The 16,765-nt window shown below is 47.7% G+C and carries 10 protein-coding genes; 8 read left to right on the plus strand and 2 right to left on the minus strand.

Features of this window, described 5'->3' with window-relative positions; translation table 11 throughout:
- The first annotated feature begins 113 nt into the window (after window positions 1–113).
- From secDF to DXN05_RS11565, 6 genes are all read left to right on the plus strand, one after another.
- Window positions 114–3,242, plus strand: a complete 3,129-nt coding sequence (gene secDF / locus DXN05_RS11540; protein ID WP_116847400.1) for a protein translocase subunit SecDF — start codon at window positions 114–116, stop codon at window positions 3,240–3,242.
- A gap of 309 nt (window positions 3,243–3,551) precedes the next feature.
- Window positions 3,552–3,947 carry a hypothetical protein gene (locus DXN05_RS11545; RefSeq protein WP_147313898.1) on the plus strand — a complete coding sequence of 132 codons (396 nt, stop codon included), beginning with the start codon at window positions 3,552–3,554 and terminating at the stop codon, window positions 3,945–3,947.
- 143 nt (window positions 3,948–4,090) lie between these two features.
- Window positions 4,091–5,398: a TolC family protein gene (locus DXN05_RS11550; RefSeq protein WP_116847402.1), complete on the plus strand. Its 1,308-nt coding sequence runs from the start codon at window positions 4,091–4,093 to the stop codon at window positions 5,396–5,398.
- 31 nt (window positions 5,399–5,429) lie between these two features.
- Complete coding sequence (locus DXN05_RS11555) at window positions 5,430–6,530, plus strand: efflux RND transporter periplasmic adaptor subunit (RefSeq protein ID WP_116847584.1); 1,101 nt, start codon at window positions 5,430–5,432, stop codon at window positions 6,528–6,530.
- Window positions 6,531–6,532: 2 nt separating this feature from the next.
- Window positions 6,533–9,670 carry an efflux RND transporter permease subunit gene (locus tag DXN05_RS11560; RefSeq protein ID WP_116847403.1) on the plus strand — a complete coding sequence of 1,046 codons (3,138 nt, stop codon included), beginning with the start codon at window positions 6,533–6,535 and terminating at the stop codon, window positions 9,668–9,670.
- Between the two features lie 643 nt (window positions 9,671–10,313).
- A complete protein-coding gene (locus DXN05_RS11565) occupies window positions 10,314–11,771 on the plus strand; it encodes a DUF6600 domain-containing protein (protein WP_116847404.1) in 1,458 nt (485 codons plus the stop codon).
- Between the two features lie 217 nt (window positions 11,772–11,988).
- On the opposite strand, the gene DXN05_RS11570 is transcribed toward DXN05_RS11565, so the two are convergent.
- Window positions 11,989–12,294 carry a HesB/IscA family protein gene (locus DXN05_RS11570; RefSeq protein WP_116847585.1) on the minus strand — a complete coding sequence of 102 codons (306 nt, stop codon included), beginning with the start codon at window positions 12,292–12,294 and terminating at the stop codon, window positions 11,989–11,991.
- A gap of 170 nt (window positions 12,295–12,464) precedes the next feature.
- On the opposite strand from DXN05_RS11570, the gene DXN05_RS11575 reads away from it, so the two are divergent.
- On the plus strand, window positions 12,465–12,986 hold the full coding sequence (locus tag DXN05_RS11575; protein WP_245975189.1) for a DUF7935 family protein: 522 nt from the start codon (window positions 12,465–12,467) through the stop codon (window positions 12,984–12,986).
- Window positions 12,987–13,240: 254 nt separating this feature from the next.
- Complete coding sequence (locus tag DXN05_RS11580) at window positions 13,241–14,602, plus strand: acyl-CoA dehydrogenase family protein (protein WP_116847405.1); 1,362 nt, start codon at window positions 13,241–13,243, stop codon at window positions 14,600–14,602.
- Between the two features lie 280 nt (window positions 14,603–14,882).
- Here DXN05_RS11580 and DXN05_RS11585 read toward each other — a convergent pair whose 3' ends face one another.
- A complete protein-coding gene (locus DXN05_RS11585) occupies window positions 14,883–16,757 on the minus strand; it encodes a glycoside hydrolase family 13 protein (RefSeq protein WP_170148872.1) in 1,875 nt (624 codons plus the stop codon).
- Window positions 16,758–16,765 lie beyond the last annotated feature (8 nt).

Consider the following 16,765-nt stretch of genomic DNA (forward strand, 5'->3'; position numbering starts at 1 on the left):
GCGTTTTCCACCTGTGAATCAGGCGGCTGTTGAACAGATTTTTTTTGCTGTCATTTTTTCATTTCCATTCCCCTATCTTTGCCCCTCACTAAAAATTGAAAACCCTTACAAGTATGCAACTGAAAGGTTTGGTGCGTTTTTTTACGATTGCGCTCATCTTGATTTGTCTGTACCAACTGTCTTTTACATGGATTGTACGCAGCCATGAAAGCAGCATGGGAGAAAAGGCTGACAAATACATGTCGGCTAATTACCAGAAGCCTGAGCAGAAATATTCCGACAAGGATATGCAGGCTGCCTATGCCGATTCGCTGAAACAAATCCGCGATGAAAAATTTCATCGTTTACTGGACAGCACAAAGGACACGAAAATTGGTCCTTTTGGTTTAACGACTTATCAGAGCGCGCAGGACAACGAGCTGAAGCTCGGCTTGGACCTGCAGGGTGGTATGAGTGTTACCATGGAAGTTGGACTGGACGGTTTGATCCGTTCTTTGGCCGATAATACCAAAGACCCCAATTTCAACAAGGCACTGGCACAGGCTGTAGCCCGCAAGGCAAACGGTGGTGCTGACCTCATTACACTGTTTAACGAAGAGTTGCAGAAAGTAAGTCCGGGCACCAAACTGGCGCCTTTCTTTGCTTCACGCAGTAACAACGTTATCAAGTACGATGCTTCAGACGCAAAAGTGCTGGACTACCTGAAAACACAGGCCACCACAGCGTTTAACAATACCTACCGCATCCTGCGCACCAGGATCGACCGTTTTGGTGTAGCCTCTCCTACCATTAACCCCGATCCTGCCAAAGGTATCATTACCATTGAACTGGCTGGTGTTAATGATGCTGAGCGCGTACGCCGTTACCTGCAAAGCACTGCCAACCTGCAGTTCTTCGAGGTATATAACATTGGTGAAGTAGGTGAATCGGTACTGGCTGCTGATAAAGCACTGTCAGAATACCTGAAAGGCAATAAAGCCGTTGCAGCAACGGATACAACTGCCGCTGCTTCCGGTTATGCAGCCAACACCGATACTGCTGCCAAAGCAGCTGATACTACCAAAGTATCCAGCTTAAGCCAGCTGGGCAATGCCAAAACAGGCACTGCTGCAGCCGTTAAAGATTCTAACCAGATAAGGCAGGAAGAAGCACCGCTGAGGAGCATGGTGTATTTTGAACAGGGCCAGCGCACACAGGCTGGTGGTGTTCAGTTCCCTTCCAACATTGGCCGTGTACTGGTAAAAGATACTGCACAGATCGGCGCTTACCTGCGTATGGATATTGTTCGCAACAAGTTCCCCAGCAACCTGGCGTTCATGTACGGCAAAGCCGACAGCGAAGATCCCAAAGCTAAAAACGTACTGTCGCTCTACGCTATCAAAACACTCGACAACGGCTCTGCGCCGCTGGAAGGTGAGCATGTAAGCGAATCACGCCAGGACTACGACGAAAGAGGCCGTGTTGCCATTAAAATGAGCATGGACCCTATCGGTACCCGTATCTGGGCTAAACTCACAGAGAAAAACGTAGGCAAACCTATTGCCATCGTACTCGATAACATTGTTTACAGCGCACCGTTTGTAAACGGTCCTATCCCGAATGGTTCTTCAGAAATCTCCGGTTCCTATTCGCTGGTAGAAGCGCAGGACCTGGCAGACATTCTGCAATCAGGTAAACTCCCTGCCCCTGCTAAAATTGTACAGGAGCAGATTGTGGGTGCAACGCTGGGTATTGCAGCTGTAAAAGGCGGCGGACTGGCTTTCGCAATTTCTTTCGTGGTAATCTTCGCCCTGATGCTGGTGTACTACAACACAGCTGGCTGGGTTGCGAATATTGCGCTGATCTTAAACCTGCTGTTTACCATTGGTGTATTGAGTGCACTGGGCTTTACGCTTACTGCGCCCGGTATTGCCGGTCTGGTACTCACCATTGGTATGGCCGTAGATACCAACGTAATCATCTTTGAACGTATCAAGGAAGAGCTCACCAAGGGCAGCGACTACAAAACAGCGGTTGCCAACGGTTACAAACGCTCTTATGCACCTGTACTCGATGCGCACGTTACTACCTTGTTAACTGCCATCATCCTGGCTTACTTTGGCCTGGGCCCGGTACTGGGTTTTGCAACCACACAGATCATCGGTATTTTGCTGTCACTGTTCTGTGGTATCCTTGTTTCAAGGTTGATCTCTGACATCTATACCAACAAAAACCGTCACTTCAACTACTTTACAGGTATTTCTAAAAGAGTGTTCAAACACGCTTCCTATAAATTCATTGAGTACAGGAAAGTAACCTATATAATCTCCGGTATCGTACTGCTGCTGGGTATTGCTTCTTTCTTCAATGGCTTTGACGAAGGTGTTGAATTTGAAGGCGGCCGCAGCTATACCGTTCAGTTTGATAAAGCACCAAGCCACGACGCCGTGCTGAACGACCTGAAAGAAGTATTCGGCGAATATCCTACCGTTAAAACAGTAGATAAGCCTACACAGCTCAACATCACCACTGCTTACCGCATTCACGAAACCGGTAACAACGTTGATTCGGCTGTAGAAGCAACCCTGTACAAAGGCCTGACCAAATTCCTGCCACAGGGCCTCAGCTTTAAAGATTTCCAGGCTAAATACAAACAACGTTCACAAACCGTACTGCCTACCATCTCTGACGAGTTGAAAAGCGGTGCAACCAAAGCAACGGTTATCTCTATCCTGGTTATCTGTTTATACATCTTCATCCGCTTCCGCGACTGGAGGTATTCACTGGGTACCATCGTATCGTTGCTGCACGACGTGTTTGTAACATTGGCAGTATTCAGCTTCCTGCGTAAGGTAGTGCCGTTCCCGCTTGAAATTGACCAGCACTTTATCGCTGCAATATTGACGGTGATTGGTTTCTCGATGAATGATACCGTGATCGTGTACGACCGTATCCGTGAAGATTCACGCATTATGAAAGGTGAAAGCAAGGGTACCATCATCAACCGCGCTATTAACCAGACACTGAGCCGTACAGTAATGACATCACTCACCGTGTTCCTCACCATCCTGATCCTGTTCCTGGTAGGTGGTGAAGTAACCAAAGGTTTCGCTTTCGCGATGCTGATTGGTGTGGTTACCGGTACTTACTCTTCTATTTTTGTAGCGGCTCCTATCCTGGTTGACTTTGCAAAAGACAAACCATTGGGCAAACCTGAAGAAGAGGCGAAGAAGCCCCAGGCTGCTGCCACAGTGAAAGGTTAATCTCAACTAAGTAACGATATCAAACGGCTGCTGTGCTTTGCACGGCAGCCGTTTTTTGTTTCCTGTTCCGCCCGCGGCTGTGTCCTCACAGCCGCTCATGACTGGATGAACACACAGCAATTTCCTGGTCTGCACTCACAATGCTAACAGCGCTTGTACTGCAGTTGCAAAAATTTTGTCTGCCAGTTTAGCAAGCGCGTTACATTTTTAACTATTTTGCCCTTCGTAAACAGATTAAGATTAAATGAATATTATCTGTTTAACAAAAATTTCGATTTTTTCACAGTAACATTGTGCCTGATTCCGGACATGTCAAACTTAAAACTACATACTGCAAGATTTTTTGCATTTGTGGTTGCGATACAGATACTCAACCTGAGTATTTATACGCAAGACTTCCGGCCATTGGCCCAACACAACCACACTGTGGGCGATTTCAACGAAATCAATTCCATTGTAGAGTACGTAGCGGAAGTAGTGCTGGATAACAAAAATGCACTTCCTGAATACCAGCGTACCAACAACAATCACAAAGATCTTCAGCTGCACAAGCACCTTGCCATCAAGATCATTGATCTGAAGCAGTATATCCCGTTCCGGGTGCCTGAAATACAGCAGCACAACTTCACCAGCCAGTTTAAACAGGATTACGCATACCAGTACTTTAAGGAAATCAATCCCCCTCCCCCCAAGAACCTTTGTTAGGGCCATCCTGTCTTCGTTTTGAAAGCAAACGGGGCAACAGGTACATTCATTATCCCGTGTACCTGACTGAGTACTGTTAACAGCGCTTTGCCTGTAACCGTTCCCTCAACAATCCACTATCAGAATTTAATAATTTACCGGACATGAACACATGCACGTGCAGGCCCATTGCAAGGCTGCTGACCATGGCTGTATGTACGCTGGTGCTTGGGAAATCCCACGCACAGGCTTTACCTGCCAGGGACACCCTTGTACTATCGATACAGGCCGTAGAGAAAAGATTTATAGACAGTAATTTCCAGTTGCTGGCGGCACATTACAATGTAGACGCCCAGAAGGCCCTGATAGAGCAGGCCAAACTATGGGATAACCCCGTATTGAATACCGACCAGGTGATTCATGCCAACGGGAAATTTTTCCCTTATGGCCACAATGCCGACGGCTCGTACAGCGGCCAGTATTTTATACAGGTACAACAGCTGATAAAAACCGCGCGCAAACGCGGCAAGCTGATTGACCTGGCAAGCACCAACAGCAAAATAAGCGAACTGCAGCTGCAGGATTTATTGCGCAACCTGCGCTACCAGCTGCATATCGATTATTTTACCCTGCAGCAGCAGCTGGCCAACCGCAACCTGTTGCTGGCACAGCAGCAGCAGCTAAGCCCGCTGCTCAACGCCATGCAGGCACAGTTTAGCCTGGGCAATATTGCCCAGAAAGAATTGCTGCGCATACAGGCATTGCTTATTGGTTTAAACCAGGATTTGACCGATATCAATAAAACCATCGCCGACAGTGAAACAGACCTGAAAACCCTGCTGCAGCTGAAAGACGAAAGCTTTGTAAAACCCGAATCAGCCACAGACAGCAGTGCCAACGCACAGCTCACGTATAACCTGCAATCGCTGCAGGACATGGCGAAGCAAAACAATCCCAACTACCAGTTGCAGGTGGCCCAAACACTTTACCAGCAGCAGAACCTTACCTACCAGAAGGCGCTGCGCGTGCCGGATATCACAGTTGGCCCCAACTTCGACCGCAATTCGAACTTTGCACCCAATTACGTAGGGCTGGGTATATCGCTGCCCCTGCCAGTGTTTAACAAAAACCAGGGCAATATCAAAGCAGCTGAGTTTGGCATCAAACAGCAGCAGGCTGTTACACAAAACGCCGAAACAGACCTGGCCAACAGCGTAAGCAATGCTTACCAGAAACTGATGCTCACCATTGCACAGAACAGCACCACGCAAAAAGATTTCTATACCAAATACCAGGGCATGTTCCAGAATATGCTGAAAAGCTATCAGCAAAAACAGATCAGCCTGCTGGAATTTATTGATTTCTTCAACGATTACAACGACCTGCAGCAGCGGCTTAACCAGCAGCAGTTAAACCTGCAGCTGTCTAAACAAGAATTAAACTACAACATTGGAACAGATGCAATTCAATAATAGTATTACATACAACGAAAAGCCACCAGTTATGCGCCACTACTTACTGTTGGGAGCTTTGGCCTCTGCCCTTTCAATGGCAGCATGCAAGGCTCCGACCCCGCCCAAAGAAGAAGCAAAGAAATTTGAGCTCAGCGATACCATGGCCCGTATGGTAAAAACAGATACCGTTGGTTTCTGCAATATCGACGATGCCATTACCTTAAGCGGTGAAGTGAGCTTTAATGATAACGCCGTGGTAAAAGTATTTGCCCGCACCAGCGGCCAGGTACTGGAATCGAAAGTAACACTGGGCGATAAAGTGCAGGCAGGCCAGGTACTGGCAGTGATTAAAAGTGCCGATGTGGCCGGTGGTTACGCCGACCTTAGCGGTGCAGATGCAGATATCGCCATCGCCAAACGCCAGCTGGATAACACACAGTCGCTGTACCAGAGCGGTATAGCCAGCGAAAAAGATTATACAGATGCACAGCAGAATTACCAGAAAGCCCTGGCTGCAAAACGCAAAATAGAAGCCGTACTGAACATCAACAGCGGCGGCAGTACCAAACCGGGCGGTACTTATGTAATTACAGCGCCCATCAGCGGTTATATTGTTGAGAAGAAAGTGAATGCCGGCAGCTTTATCCGCAGCGATGCAAGCGATAACATGTTTACCATATCCAGTCTGCAGGACGTATGGGTTTGGGCCAATGTATTTGAAACCGATATTCCCAAAGTAAAAGAAGGCGTGAATGTACAGGTAACCACACTGGCTTATCCTGACAAAATATTCCAGGGCAAGATTGACAAAATGAGCGAAGTGCTCGACCCCAGCAACAAAGCCCTGCGTGTACGCATCAGCCTCAAAAATGATGGCCTGCTGCTGAAGCCGGAAATGTTTGCCAAGGTAATCGTGTCTAACCTGGAAGCCACCAAAGCATTGTGTATTCCAACAAGGGCGCTGATTTCGCAGAACGGTAAAGATTATGTGGTAATCTATGGCAGCAAAAGCGATATGAAAATTGCTGAAGTGGATATTATTAAAACCGTGGGCGACAAAACATATGTAAACACAGGCGCGCTGAACCAGGGCCAGCAGGTAATTACGCAAAACCAGTTACTGGTGTTCGAGCAACTGTTAAAAAGCTAATAATGAACAAATTCATCAAGAGAATTATACATTTTTCATTACGTCACCGGTACCTGGTGTTCTTTCTTACAGCGGTACTGGGGGTGATAGGGTTTATCAGTTACCGCAACACCCCTATCGAAACCTTTCCTGACGTAACCAATACGCAGATCATCATCATTACCCAATGGCCGGGCCGCAGTGCCGAGGAAGTGGAAAAATTTGTTACCATTCCCCTCGAAACAGTACTGAACTCGGTGCAGAAGAAAATCAACCTGCGTACCACTTCATCATTCGGTTTGTCTTATGTGCGTCTCATTTTTGATGATGACGTAGATGACGCCTTTGCACGCCAGCAGGTAATGAGCCGCATCCTGAATGTTGACCTGCCGGATGATGTAAAACCCGAAGTAGAACCGCCTTACGGCCCAACAGGTGAAATTTACCGCTACACGCTGAAAAGTCCTACCCGCAATGTGCGCGACCTGTTCACCATTCAGTCATGGGTGCTCGACAGGCAGTTCAAAAGCGTATCAGGCGTGGCAGACGTAAACTGTTTCGGCGGTGAAGAACGCAGCTTTGAAATAAGCGTAAACCCCAACCTGCTGACCAAATACGGCATGACCTCACTGGATGTGTACAATGCCGTTTCAAAAAGCAATATTAATGTAGGCGGCGATGTAATTGAACGCAACGGCCAGGCCTATGTAGTGCGTGGCATTGGTTTGCTGAACAATATTGCCGAGATAGAAAACATCATCATCACCAAAATAAATGGTGTACCCATACTGGTGAAAAATGTGGCGCAGGTAAAAGAAGCCGGCAAGCCGCGTTTGGGCCTGGTAAGCCTCGACAGCACGAGTGATGTGATTGAAGGCATCGTGGTAATGCGCAAAGGTGAGAACGCCGCCGAGGTGCTCGACCGCATTCACGAAAAGGTAGAAGAACTGAACAACGGCATCTTACCCAATGATGTAAAAATTGTTCCGTTTTACGACCGCACCACGCTCATGGAATTTGCCACCCACACGGTTATCCATAACCTGCTGGAAGGCATTGTGCTGGTAACCTGTATCGTGTTGCTGTTTATGGCCGATTGGCGTACTACGGTAACGGTGAGTATCATTATCCCGCTGGCCCTGTTGTTCGCATTTATGTGTATGCGCATCAAAGGCATGGCAGCCAACCTGCTTTCAATGGGTGCGGTTGACTTTGGTATTATCATTGACGGTGCCGTGGTAATGGTAGAAGGGCTGTTTGTGGCGCTCGACCATCGTGCCAGGGAAGTAGGTATGGAGAAATTCAACAAGCTGGCTAAGCTGGGCTTGTTTAAACAGGTAGGTACCGAAATGGGTAAGGCCATTTTCTTCTCCAAACTCATTATCATTACCTGTCTGATACCCATTTTCGCATTCCAGAAAGTGGAAGGTAAAATGTTCTCTCCCCTTGCCTACACACTGAGCTTTGCGTTGCTGGGGGCCCTGATATTTACGTTAACGCTGGTGCCTGCTTTATCGAGCATACTGCTGCGTAAAAATGTACGGGAGAAACACAACCCGGTAGTAAGCTTCTTTGAGAACGGGGTTAAATTTATGTTTGAAAGAACTTATAAATACCCGAAGACCAGTCTTACCATTGCGGTTGTATTTATGATGTTAAGCTTTTTTTCCTTCAAATTCCTGGGTTCGGAATTTTTACCCGATCTTGATGAAGGTGCATTGTGGGTAAAAACACAGCTGCCCATGAGTGCTTCGCTGAACCAGAGTAAGGAAATAAGCGACAAGATGTGTGAAATCATCCGCAAGTATCCTGAAGTAAGGCATACACTGGCACAGATTGGCCGTACCAATGACGGTACCGATCCCAAAGGTTTCTTTAACGTGGAAATCGCGGTAGACCTGTATCCGAAATCTGAATGGCCCAAAGGTGCTACAACCGATAACCTGGTAGACAGCATGGACAAACAGCTGAGCAAAATACCGGGCCTGTTGCTGAACTATTCACAGCCTATCCGCGATAACGTGGATGAAGCCGTAGCAGGTATCCCGGCATCACTGGCTGTTAAAATATTCGGGCCTGATTTCAATACCCTCGATTCACTGGCCAACAAGGTGCAGGGCGTACTGGGTAAAATTGAAGGTGTGGAAGATCTGGGTATACTGCGTAACCTGGGGCAGCCTGAATTCAGGATTGAACTTGACCAGCAGAAGATGGCACTGTATGGTGTAAGCACAGCCGATGCACAGAGCGTAATTGAAATGGCGCTGGGTGGTAAGGCAGCAACACAGCTGTATGAAGGCGAACGTAAATTCGATATCCGTATCCGCTACCAGCGCGATTTCAGGGATACAGAAGAAAAAATACGCCAGCTGCGTATTCCTACGCAAGACAGCACGAAGATCCCGCTGAGTGAGATTTCAAATATCAGGACATTGACCGGACCTGCGTTTGTATACCGTGACAATAACTCACGCTATATCCCGGTTAAATTCTCTATCCGCGGCCGTGACCTGGGCAGCACTATCCAGGAAGCGCAGGATAAAGTAAACGCAGCAGTAAAACTGCCGCAGGGTTATAAAATGACCTGGAACGGTGTGTTTGAAAACCAGCAGCGTGCCACCAAAACACTGGCCACCGTGGTGCCGATTTGTTTGCTGGGTATATTCCTGATTTTGTTTATCACTTTCGGTAATGTAAAAGATTCTCTTCTCACCATATTGAACGTGCCGTTCGCCCTTATCGGCGGTATACTGGCACTGCATGTGACCGGTATGAACTTCAGTATTTCTGCAGGTATCGGTTTTATTGCGCTGTTTGGTGTGTGTATTCAAAACGGTGTGATATTGATCAGTGTATTCCGTAAAAACCTGGAAGCAAAGATGACTTTACACCAGGCTATTTTACACGGTGTAATATCAAGGGTACGCCCTGTGGTAATGACGGCCCTGATGGCTGCCATTGGTTTGCTGCCTGCAGCCGTTAGTCATGGCATAGGCAGTGAAACACAGAAACCGCTGGCAATTGTGGTAATTGGTGGCCTGATCACCTCTACCATTCTCACCCTGTTGATTCTACCGATTTTATATACTATGGTTTACCAGTTGATTCATAAAAGGGAAAACAGGAAATTATTAAAGCGTGCAGGGATCATTAATTCCTAAGCAATGCTAAAAATGCTGGGTGCTGGAGTAGTGCACCACAGCCATGTCCAAACACAAACGCCGTCCCGGTTCCCCGGGATGGCCTTTTTTTTTCAATACTACCCAACGTATTGTTTTCATACCTCGTATTAGTATGTAAGGAAGTGTTATCTCGAAACCCGGTTGGCCCTGATAAGCCGGCTGGGTTTCACTTTTTTGTTGAAGGTTTAAAGTTTGACGCAGGAGTTCAATGGTTTCAGCAGTTCAAATGTTCAATTTTTGCAGGGGCAAGCGAATGGAACTTTGAAACAATTGAACCTTTTGAACTGCGTTCAACGTTACATCACCTATCAACTTGCATATATACTTATACTGTAACGTGAAATATTCCAGGTTTTGTTACGTTTACAGGTTGCCGGAAAACGGTTCGTCTATTCAAAACAGGTATCCGGCACAATTCCGCTCCTTATGTTAATTCTTTAACAATTGTCATATCTAATTAAATATCAATAATTTAATTATTTATTTTGTCTGAATACAGAATGTATTGTACCATTGAATGTAAAAGGATTGATAAAGTGCCGTTTAACCCTGGCTTTGGTATTAAGCTTGCACCTTTACAATTGCATAAGTTAACAATCATTAGTTTTAAATTATCAAAGCCATGAAACAAACCCTGATATGGCTTCTTGCTGCAACAACCATAGTTACTGCTTTTTCTTGTAGTACTACGTACCAAACGACCGGTCAAAGTAACGATCCCTACACAGATCCCAATGCTTCTGCACCGCCCCCACAGTACAGCGATGGTTATACTGACAACCAGTATGCAGCGGAGCCCAACGTCACTTACAACGACTTTTACAACGAATTAAGTCCTTACGGAAACTGGGTAAACACGCCCGCTTACGGACAGGCCTGGGTATGCAATGCACCCGGTTTTAGTCCCTACAGCAGCAATGGTTACTGGGCCTATTCTACTTATGGCTGGACCTGGGTATCTAATTACAGCTGGGGCTGGGCGCCCTTTCACTACGGCCGCTGGGCATTTGAGCCCAACTACGGCGGCTGGCTGTGGGTGCCAGGTTACCAATGGGCACCGGCATGGGTTAGCTGGCGTACAGGCGGTGATTATTACGGCTGGGCACCGCTTGGTCCTGGTGTAGCACCCGGCGGCGTGGTAAATATTCCGCCAGACCGCTGGTCGTTTGTACAGCGCAGGTACATCAACAACCGTAATGTGAACAACTACTATGTAAACAGAACGCAGAATGTTACCATTATCAATAACACCACTATTATCAACAATACCAATACTTACCGAAACATCAATTATGCGGTAGGTCCTGACCGCCGTGAAGCAGAAAGGTATACCAACTCACGTATTACACCGTTACAGGTAACCAGTACCACACGTCCTGGCGCCACAACGGTAAACCGTAATAACCTGCAGGTATACAGGCCGGTGCCGCGTAACACAAGCCAGCCGGCAGGCAATACCCTGTCTAACGGTGGCCGTAACGTAAACGGGCAGGCACCTGCAAACGGCAATACCTTACAGCCGCCTGCGAATAACCTGCAGAACAGGCCTACCGTAACACCCGGCAATACATTGCCTGCAGGCCCAACAACAAGGCCTGTTAACAATAACCCGGCCCCTGTTCAGCAGCAACCACAGATTCAGCCGCCGGCAACAAGACCGAGCATTCGCCCGGGCACTGATTTTAACCAGCCGCGCCCTTCAACACCTGCACCTGTACAGCAGCCACAGGTACAGCCGCCTGTTACGCAACCGCAGCAGCCTGTAACAAGACCAACGGTTACGCCGCAACAGCCGAGGCAAACACTGCCTGCCACCAACCAGCAACAGCTGAATGAAGCGGCAGAACGCAACAGGCGCATTATGGAACAGCAGCGCCAGCAGCAACTGCAACAACAGCAGCAGAGCAGGCCGGTGCAATCGCGTCCGCCGCAAACACAACCTGCACCCGCAACGCAGCCGCAGCCAAGGGTATTACCGGCACGTCCGCAGCAGACAAGACCTGCAGCTGCCCCGCGCCCGGCACCAAAACCAGCTACACCGCCGCCTGCACAGCCAACGAGGCGTGAATCGAACAGGTAAGCCAGTGAGTGGAGAGTGAGTGTGGGTAGTGAATAGAATGAAGCGAGGGGTACGAGTGAATACTGAATAGTCAATAGTGAATGGAACGAAGCGAAGACTTATTTACTTTTCGGGAACGATATATTTTAAAAAAGGATGCCTGGCTTCGCGGGCATCTTTTTTATTTAACAAGGTTTCTCTTAGCTAACCGCTATCAGCTATCAGCTAATAACTGGCTCTATTTTGTACTTGAAAACGTGAAACCGCGGCTGTGTTCATTGTCCTGCCAGTCTATTTGCATACCGAATACATACAGTTGTTGTGCGGCATTGATAACGCAGGGCAGTCCTTCGCATTCGAACAGCATATCGCCTGTTTGCGGGTGATCGAAGCCCAGCACAAAACCCATACCGCTGCAGCCGGCGCCCTTTACGCCAACACGCACGCGCTGGGTGGTATCGAAACCGGGGGCATCCATCCATTTCTTCAATTGCTCTACCGCCAGTGGTGTAATACTAACCGGTGCGATCGCTGTTGTTTCCATATTACGAAAGTAGTACAACACCCAAAGCACGTTTTTACGAATTACGTAATAAATAATTTGCATTATTCGTTCTTATTCGGGTATTTCGTGTTTAAACAATCAATCCGGTTACAATGTGCCGGAGGTTTAACCCGGCAACAATAATTAAACAGTATCAACCCTTAATAAAAATGAGCATGTTAGATTCATCGAACATTATTCCTTTTGTGGCAGGCGCAGCAGCTGGTGCAGCGGGCGTTTGGTATTTCCTTAACGGTAAATTGAAAAAGGCACAGGAAGACGCAGCTGCCAGAAGCAAAACCGAGGGTGCAGGCCAATTACAGTTACAGGCTTACGAACGCCTTACCCTGCTGGTAGACAGGATTGCCCTGCCCAACCTGATTGCACGTGTAAACACGCCCGGCATTTCTGCCAGGGATATGCAGCTGATGCTTACCCACAGCATTAAAGAAGAATTTGAATACAATATTACCCAGCATATTTATGTAAGCAGTGATGCATGGAACGCGGTAAAAAATCTGAAAGAACAAAACATGCTGGTGGTTAACCAGCTGGCCAATACACTGCCCCCTAACGCCACCGGCCTCGACCTCAATAAACTGCTGCTGGAATACCTGATGACCGATAAAAAAGGTTCGCTGCATGAAGTAGTAAGCGAGGTACTGAGCTACGAAGCGAAGAGGCATATGTAAGCAAGCATATTTAAATAATGAAGGACTTTGAAAAAAGTCCTTTTTTTATGGCCGTATGCACTTGTCAGCGTAACCAAGCCTGTGCAGGCAATCGTTTTATTGAACTTCTGAAACTTTTGAACCAGCCTTCCCCGAGGTAGCACCAGCGAAGGTTAATGGTTTTATTGTTTGTGAAACTTTAAACATCAAACCTTAAACTGTTAAACGCCTGCCTTCTGGCATACCTTTCGTAACTTCTCACCAAATTTTGCCGTATGAGTTTTTTCAGAAAGATAAAACAAGCCTGGCATTTGTATCAGCATATTGACATAGATGCCCTGAACCGTCTTGCCGCTAAGGTTGACCTTGGTGCGGTGATGCAGCATGTGAGCAACCTTGATGACAAACAGTTGCAGGGTTTAATGAAAATGTTGGCTGCCAATGGCAAACCCCGCAAAAAAGAACTCCCTCCTATTAATGGTGATTTTTACCACCTCGATGAGCTGTTAACCGAAGAAGAACGTGCACTGCAACGGAAAGTGCGCAGCTTTATGGAAACCGAAGTGCAGCCGCTGGTAAATAAATACTGGCTGCGCGCTGAATTTCCATTTGAACTGGTTCCCAAACTGGCTGAACTGGATATTTGCGGGGTTACCTACAAAGGCTATGGCTGCCCCGGCAAGTCCAATTTAATGGAAGGTATACTGGCCATGGAAATGGCAAGGGTTGATGCATCGTTTGCCACTTTTTTCGGCGTGCAGAGCGGCCTGGCAATGGGCAGTATATACATGCTCGGATCTGATGAACAGAAACAGGAATGGCTGCCGGATATGCAGCAGCTGAAACTCATTGGCGCATTCGGTTTAACTGAACCCGAAGTAGGTTCCGGCGCTGCGGGCGGTTTAACTACTACTGCCAAACGTAACGGGGATAGCTGGGTATTGAATGGGCAAAAGAAATGGATTGGCAATGCCACTTTTGCCGATGTGATTATTATATGGGCACGCGATGTTGACGACAATAATGTAAAGGGCTTCCTGGTGCGCAAAAACACACCAGGACTGCAGGTAGATAAAATGGAAGACAAGATGGCGCTGCGTATTGTGCAGAATGGGTTGATCACTTTAACCAACTGTACCGTAACTGAAAGCGACCGCCTGCAACAGGCCAATAGTTTTAAAGATACTGCCCGCGTATTGCGTATGACCCGTGCCGGCGTTGCCTGGGAAGCCGTAGGCTGCGCGCGTGGCGCCTACGAAAATGCCCTGCATTATACCCGCGAACGCAAACAGTTTGGTAAGCCTATCGCATCATTCCAGCTGATGCAGAACCACCTGGTAGAAATGCTTTCGAACCTCACGGCCATGCAAACCATGGTGTTCCGTTTATCACAATTGCAGGATGAAAACAAACTGACTGATGAACATGCGTCGCTGGCTAAGGTATTCTGTACCCTGCGCACGAGGGATGTGGTAAGCCGTGCGCGTGAAGTAATGGGCGGCAATGGTATTTTGCTGCAATACAATGTGGCGCGCTTTGTTGCAGATGCAGAAGCCATTTACAGTTATGAAGGAACCAAGGAAATCAATTCGCTGATTGTGGGACGGGCGATTACGGGGTTTAGTGCGTTTGTTTAGAGATTACCCTTCGGGAAGTTTACATATGTGTGAATAGTCAATAGTGAAAAGTGAATTTTTGGTGAGTGGGCAGTGGTGAGTGAATATCGTTTAGTTAAGTGTGATTAATATTTTTACCGCAAAGAACACAAAGGGAAAACCCACAAAGGGCGCAAAGAAGCTGTTAATTAAACGACATTGAGTGGTGAGTTGACTAAAGCGAAGATTTATTTTACAATGACTAAGCTTCCCTGACGATCGATTTCAGGCACTCACTACTCACCACTCACTACTCACGATTTCAGCGTTGCAGTTCGTAGATGAGAATGGTTTGGGCGGGTATATCGTTGGTGGGCTGCATGTTGAATAAATTGTTGTTGAGTACGTCTTTTACTTTGGTGAAGCCTTTTGTACGTTCGGCATAATCAGCAAAGGCGAAACTGCGGGTTTGGTCTGTCGCGTTGAGTATGCACATGATAGTTTGGGTGGACGTATACCTGAAGTATACATACAGCCCATTGTCAGGCAGGTACTGCATTAACTGGCCGTTGGTGAGTGCGGGTGAGTTTTTGCGGTAGTTGGCCAGTGTGCGGGTGTATTGCTGCACGGCTTTTTCATCATCACTTAAACCCGCGCCGGTAAAGGCACTACGGGCATCTCCGGGAAAGCCGCCGGGAAAATCGAGGCGTACCCAGCCATCGGGATTGGAGATGCCTTTCATCAATATTTCGGTACCATAATACATTTGCGGAATACCACGGGCTGTAAGCAGCCAGCCGATACCTGCTTTCTGCCTGGCTACATTCTCTTTTACCTGCGAATAAAAACGGCTCATGTCATGGTTATCAAGAAACACCACGTTGCGCATGGGATTCACATACAGGAAATCGTTGCTGAGGGTGTTGTATAATTTAAATACCCCGTCTGTCGCATCTCCCGCCAGCGCTGCATTAATGCCGTTGAAATTGCACTGGAAATCTACCACGCCCTGCAGGTTACTTTTAAACGGTGTTTGAATAGTATTGGCTGCAAAATATGCCTGGTTGGCAGTGCTGCCTACCCAGGCTTCACCAAACATGGTCATGCGCGGGTATTCTTTTATCAACGCCTGGTTGCAGCGATTCATAAAAGGCAGGTCGTTGTAAATATAAGTATCGATACGCCAGCCGTCTACCCCGAATTGTTCTACACTCCAGATGGCATGTTGTATAAGGAAGTTGGCTACATACGGGTTCTGTTGGTTGAGGTCGGGCATTTCGGGTGTAAACCAGCCGTCTGTCGTGATCTTTTTGTCAGCAGCAGCGCCATGCGGGTCAAACACAGGCTGGTCTTTAAAACTGGTTTGCGTATACTTCGGCCATTGGTGCAGCCAGTCCGGTGCAGGCGGATCCTGTACCAGGAAATGATACAGCCCCACATGATTGTACACGGCATCCTGTATCAGTTTCATGCCGCGTGCGTGCAGTGAATCACTCAGGCGCAGGTAAGCATCTGCCCCGCCCAGCCTGGGTTCTATGCTGTAGTGATTGGTGAAGGCATACCCGTGTTCGGTACGGTTGGGCATATCGTTTTCAATAACAGGTGTCATCCATACAGTGGTAACACCCAGCTGCTGCAGGTAGTCGAGGTGGTTGATGACACCCTGCAGATCGCCGCCATGCCGCAGGAAAATAGAATCCCTGTTTAAAGACTGGTCACGCATACCCGGCACACGGTCATTGGCTGTATCGCCATTGCTGAAGCGGTCGGGCATCAGCAGGTAAATAAAATCAGCTGAAGTAACCCCTTTCGCATAGCTGGTGCCATTGCCTTTCCTGCGTGGCTTTAAAGGCCATTGCACGGCATGGGCTTTACCATTGCTGATGAATTCAATTGCAGGGATGCCTGGTTTGGCTGCTGCGGTAATGCTAATATCGGCCAGCAGATATTTGCCATTCTGTACTTTGTGTACACCGGTGAGTGTGATGCCGGGATAGTTGATGCGCACGGTTTCACTGCTGAAGCCATCGTACCCGCCCTTAATCAGCAACTGCAGTTTGTTGTATTGCATGCCTGCCCACCAGTTGCCCGGGTAAACAGTAGCATAGGCGGATTGTGCAGCCACATGCAGCTGTAGTAAACAGCCTATCATCAGCACCGTGAGGTGTCTATAGTTTAAATGGTTGAATGGTTTCATGGTTCAAT

It is taken from the genome of Deminuibacter soli (assembly GCF_003412455.1).
Taxonomy (GTDB): Bacteria; Bacteroidota; Bacteroidia; order Chitinophagales; family Chitinophagaceae; genus Deminuibacter; species Deminuibacter soli.

Coding starts and splice junctions, on each gene's coding strand:
- DXN05_RS11585 (WP_170148872.1), bottom strand. CDS start 16,757: ATGAAACCATTCAACCATTTAAACTATAGACACCTCACGGTGCTGATG.
- DXN05_RS11565 (WP_116847404.1), top strand. CDS start 10,314: ATGAAACAAACCCTGATATGGCTTCTTGCTGCAACAACCATAGTTACT.
- DXN05_RS11575 (WP_245975189.1), top strand. CDS start 12,465: ATGAGCATGTTAGATTCATCGAACATTATTCCTTTTGTGGCAGGCGCA.
- DXN05_RS11570 (WP_116847585.1), bottom strand. CDS start 12,294: ATGGAAACAACAGCGATCGCACCGGTTAGTATTACACCACTGGCGGTA.
- secDF (WP_116847400.1), top strand. CDS start 114: ATGCAACTGAAAGGTTTGGTGCGTTTTTTTACGATTGCGCTCATCTTG.
- DXN05_RS11545 (WP_147313898.1), top strand. CDS start 3,552: ATGTCAAACTTAAAACTACATACTGCAAGATTTTTTGCATTTGTGGTT.
- DXN05_RS11560 (WP_116847403.1), top strand. CDS start 6,533: ATGAACAAATTCATCAAGAGAATTATACATTTTTCATTACGTCACCGG.
- DXN05_RS11550 (WP_116847402.1), top strand. CDS start 4,091: ATGAACACATGCACGTGCAGGCCCATTGCAAGGCTGCTGACCATGGCT.
- DXN05_RS11580 (WP_116847405.1), top strand. CDS start 13,241: ATGAGTTTTTTCAGAAAGATAAAACAAGCCTGGCATTTGTATCAGCAT.
- DXN05_RS11555 (WP_116847584.1), top strand. CDS start 5,430: ATGCGCCACTACTTACTGTTGGGAGCTTTGGCCTCTGCCCTTTCAATG.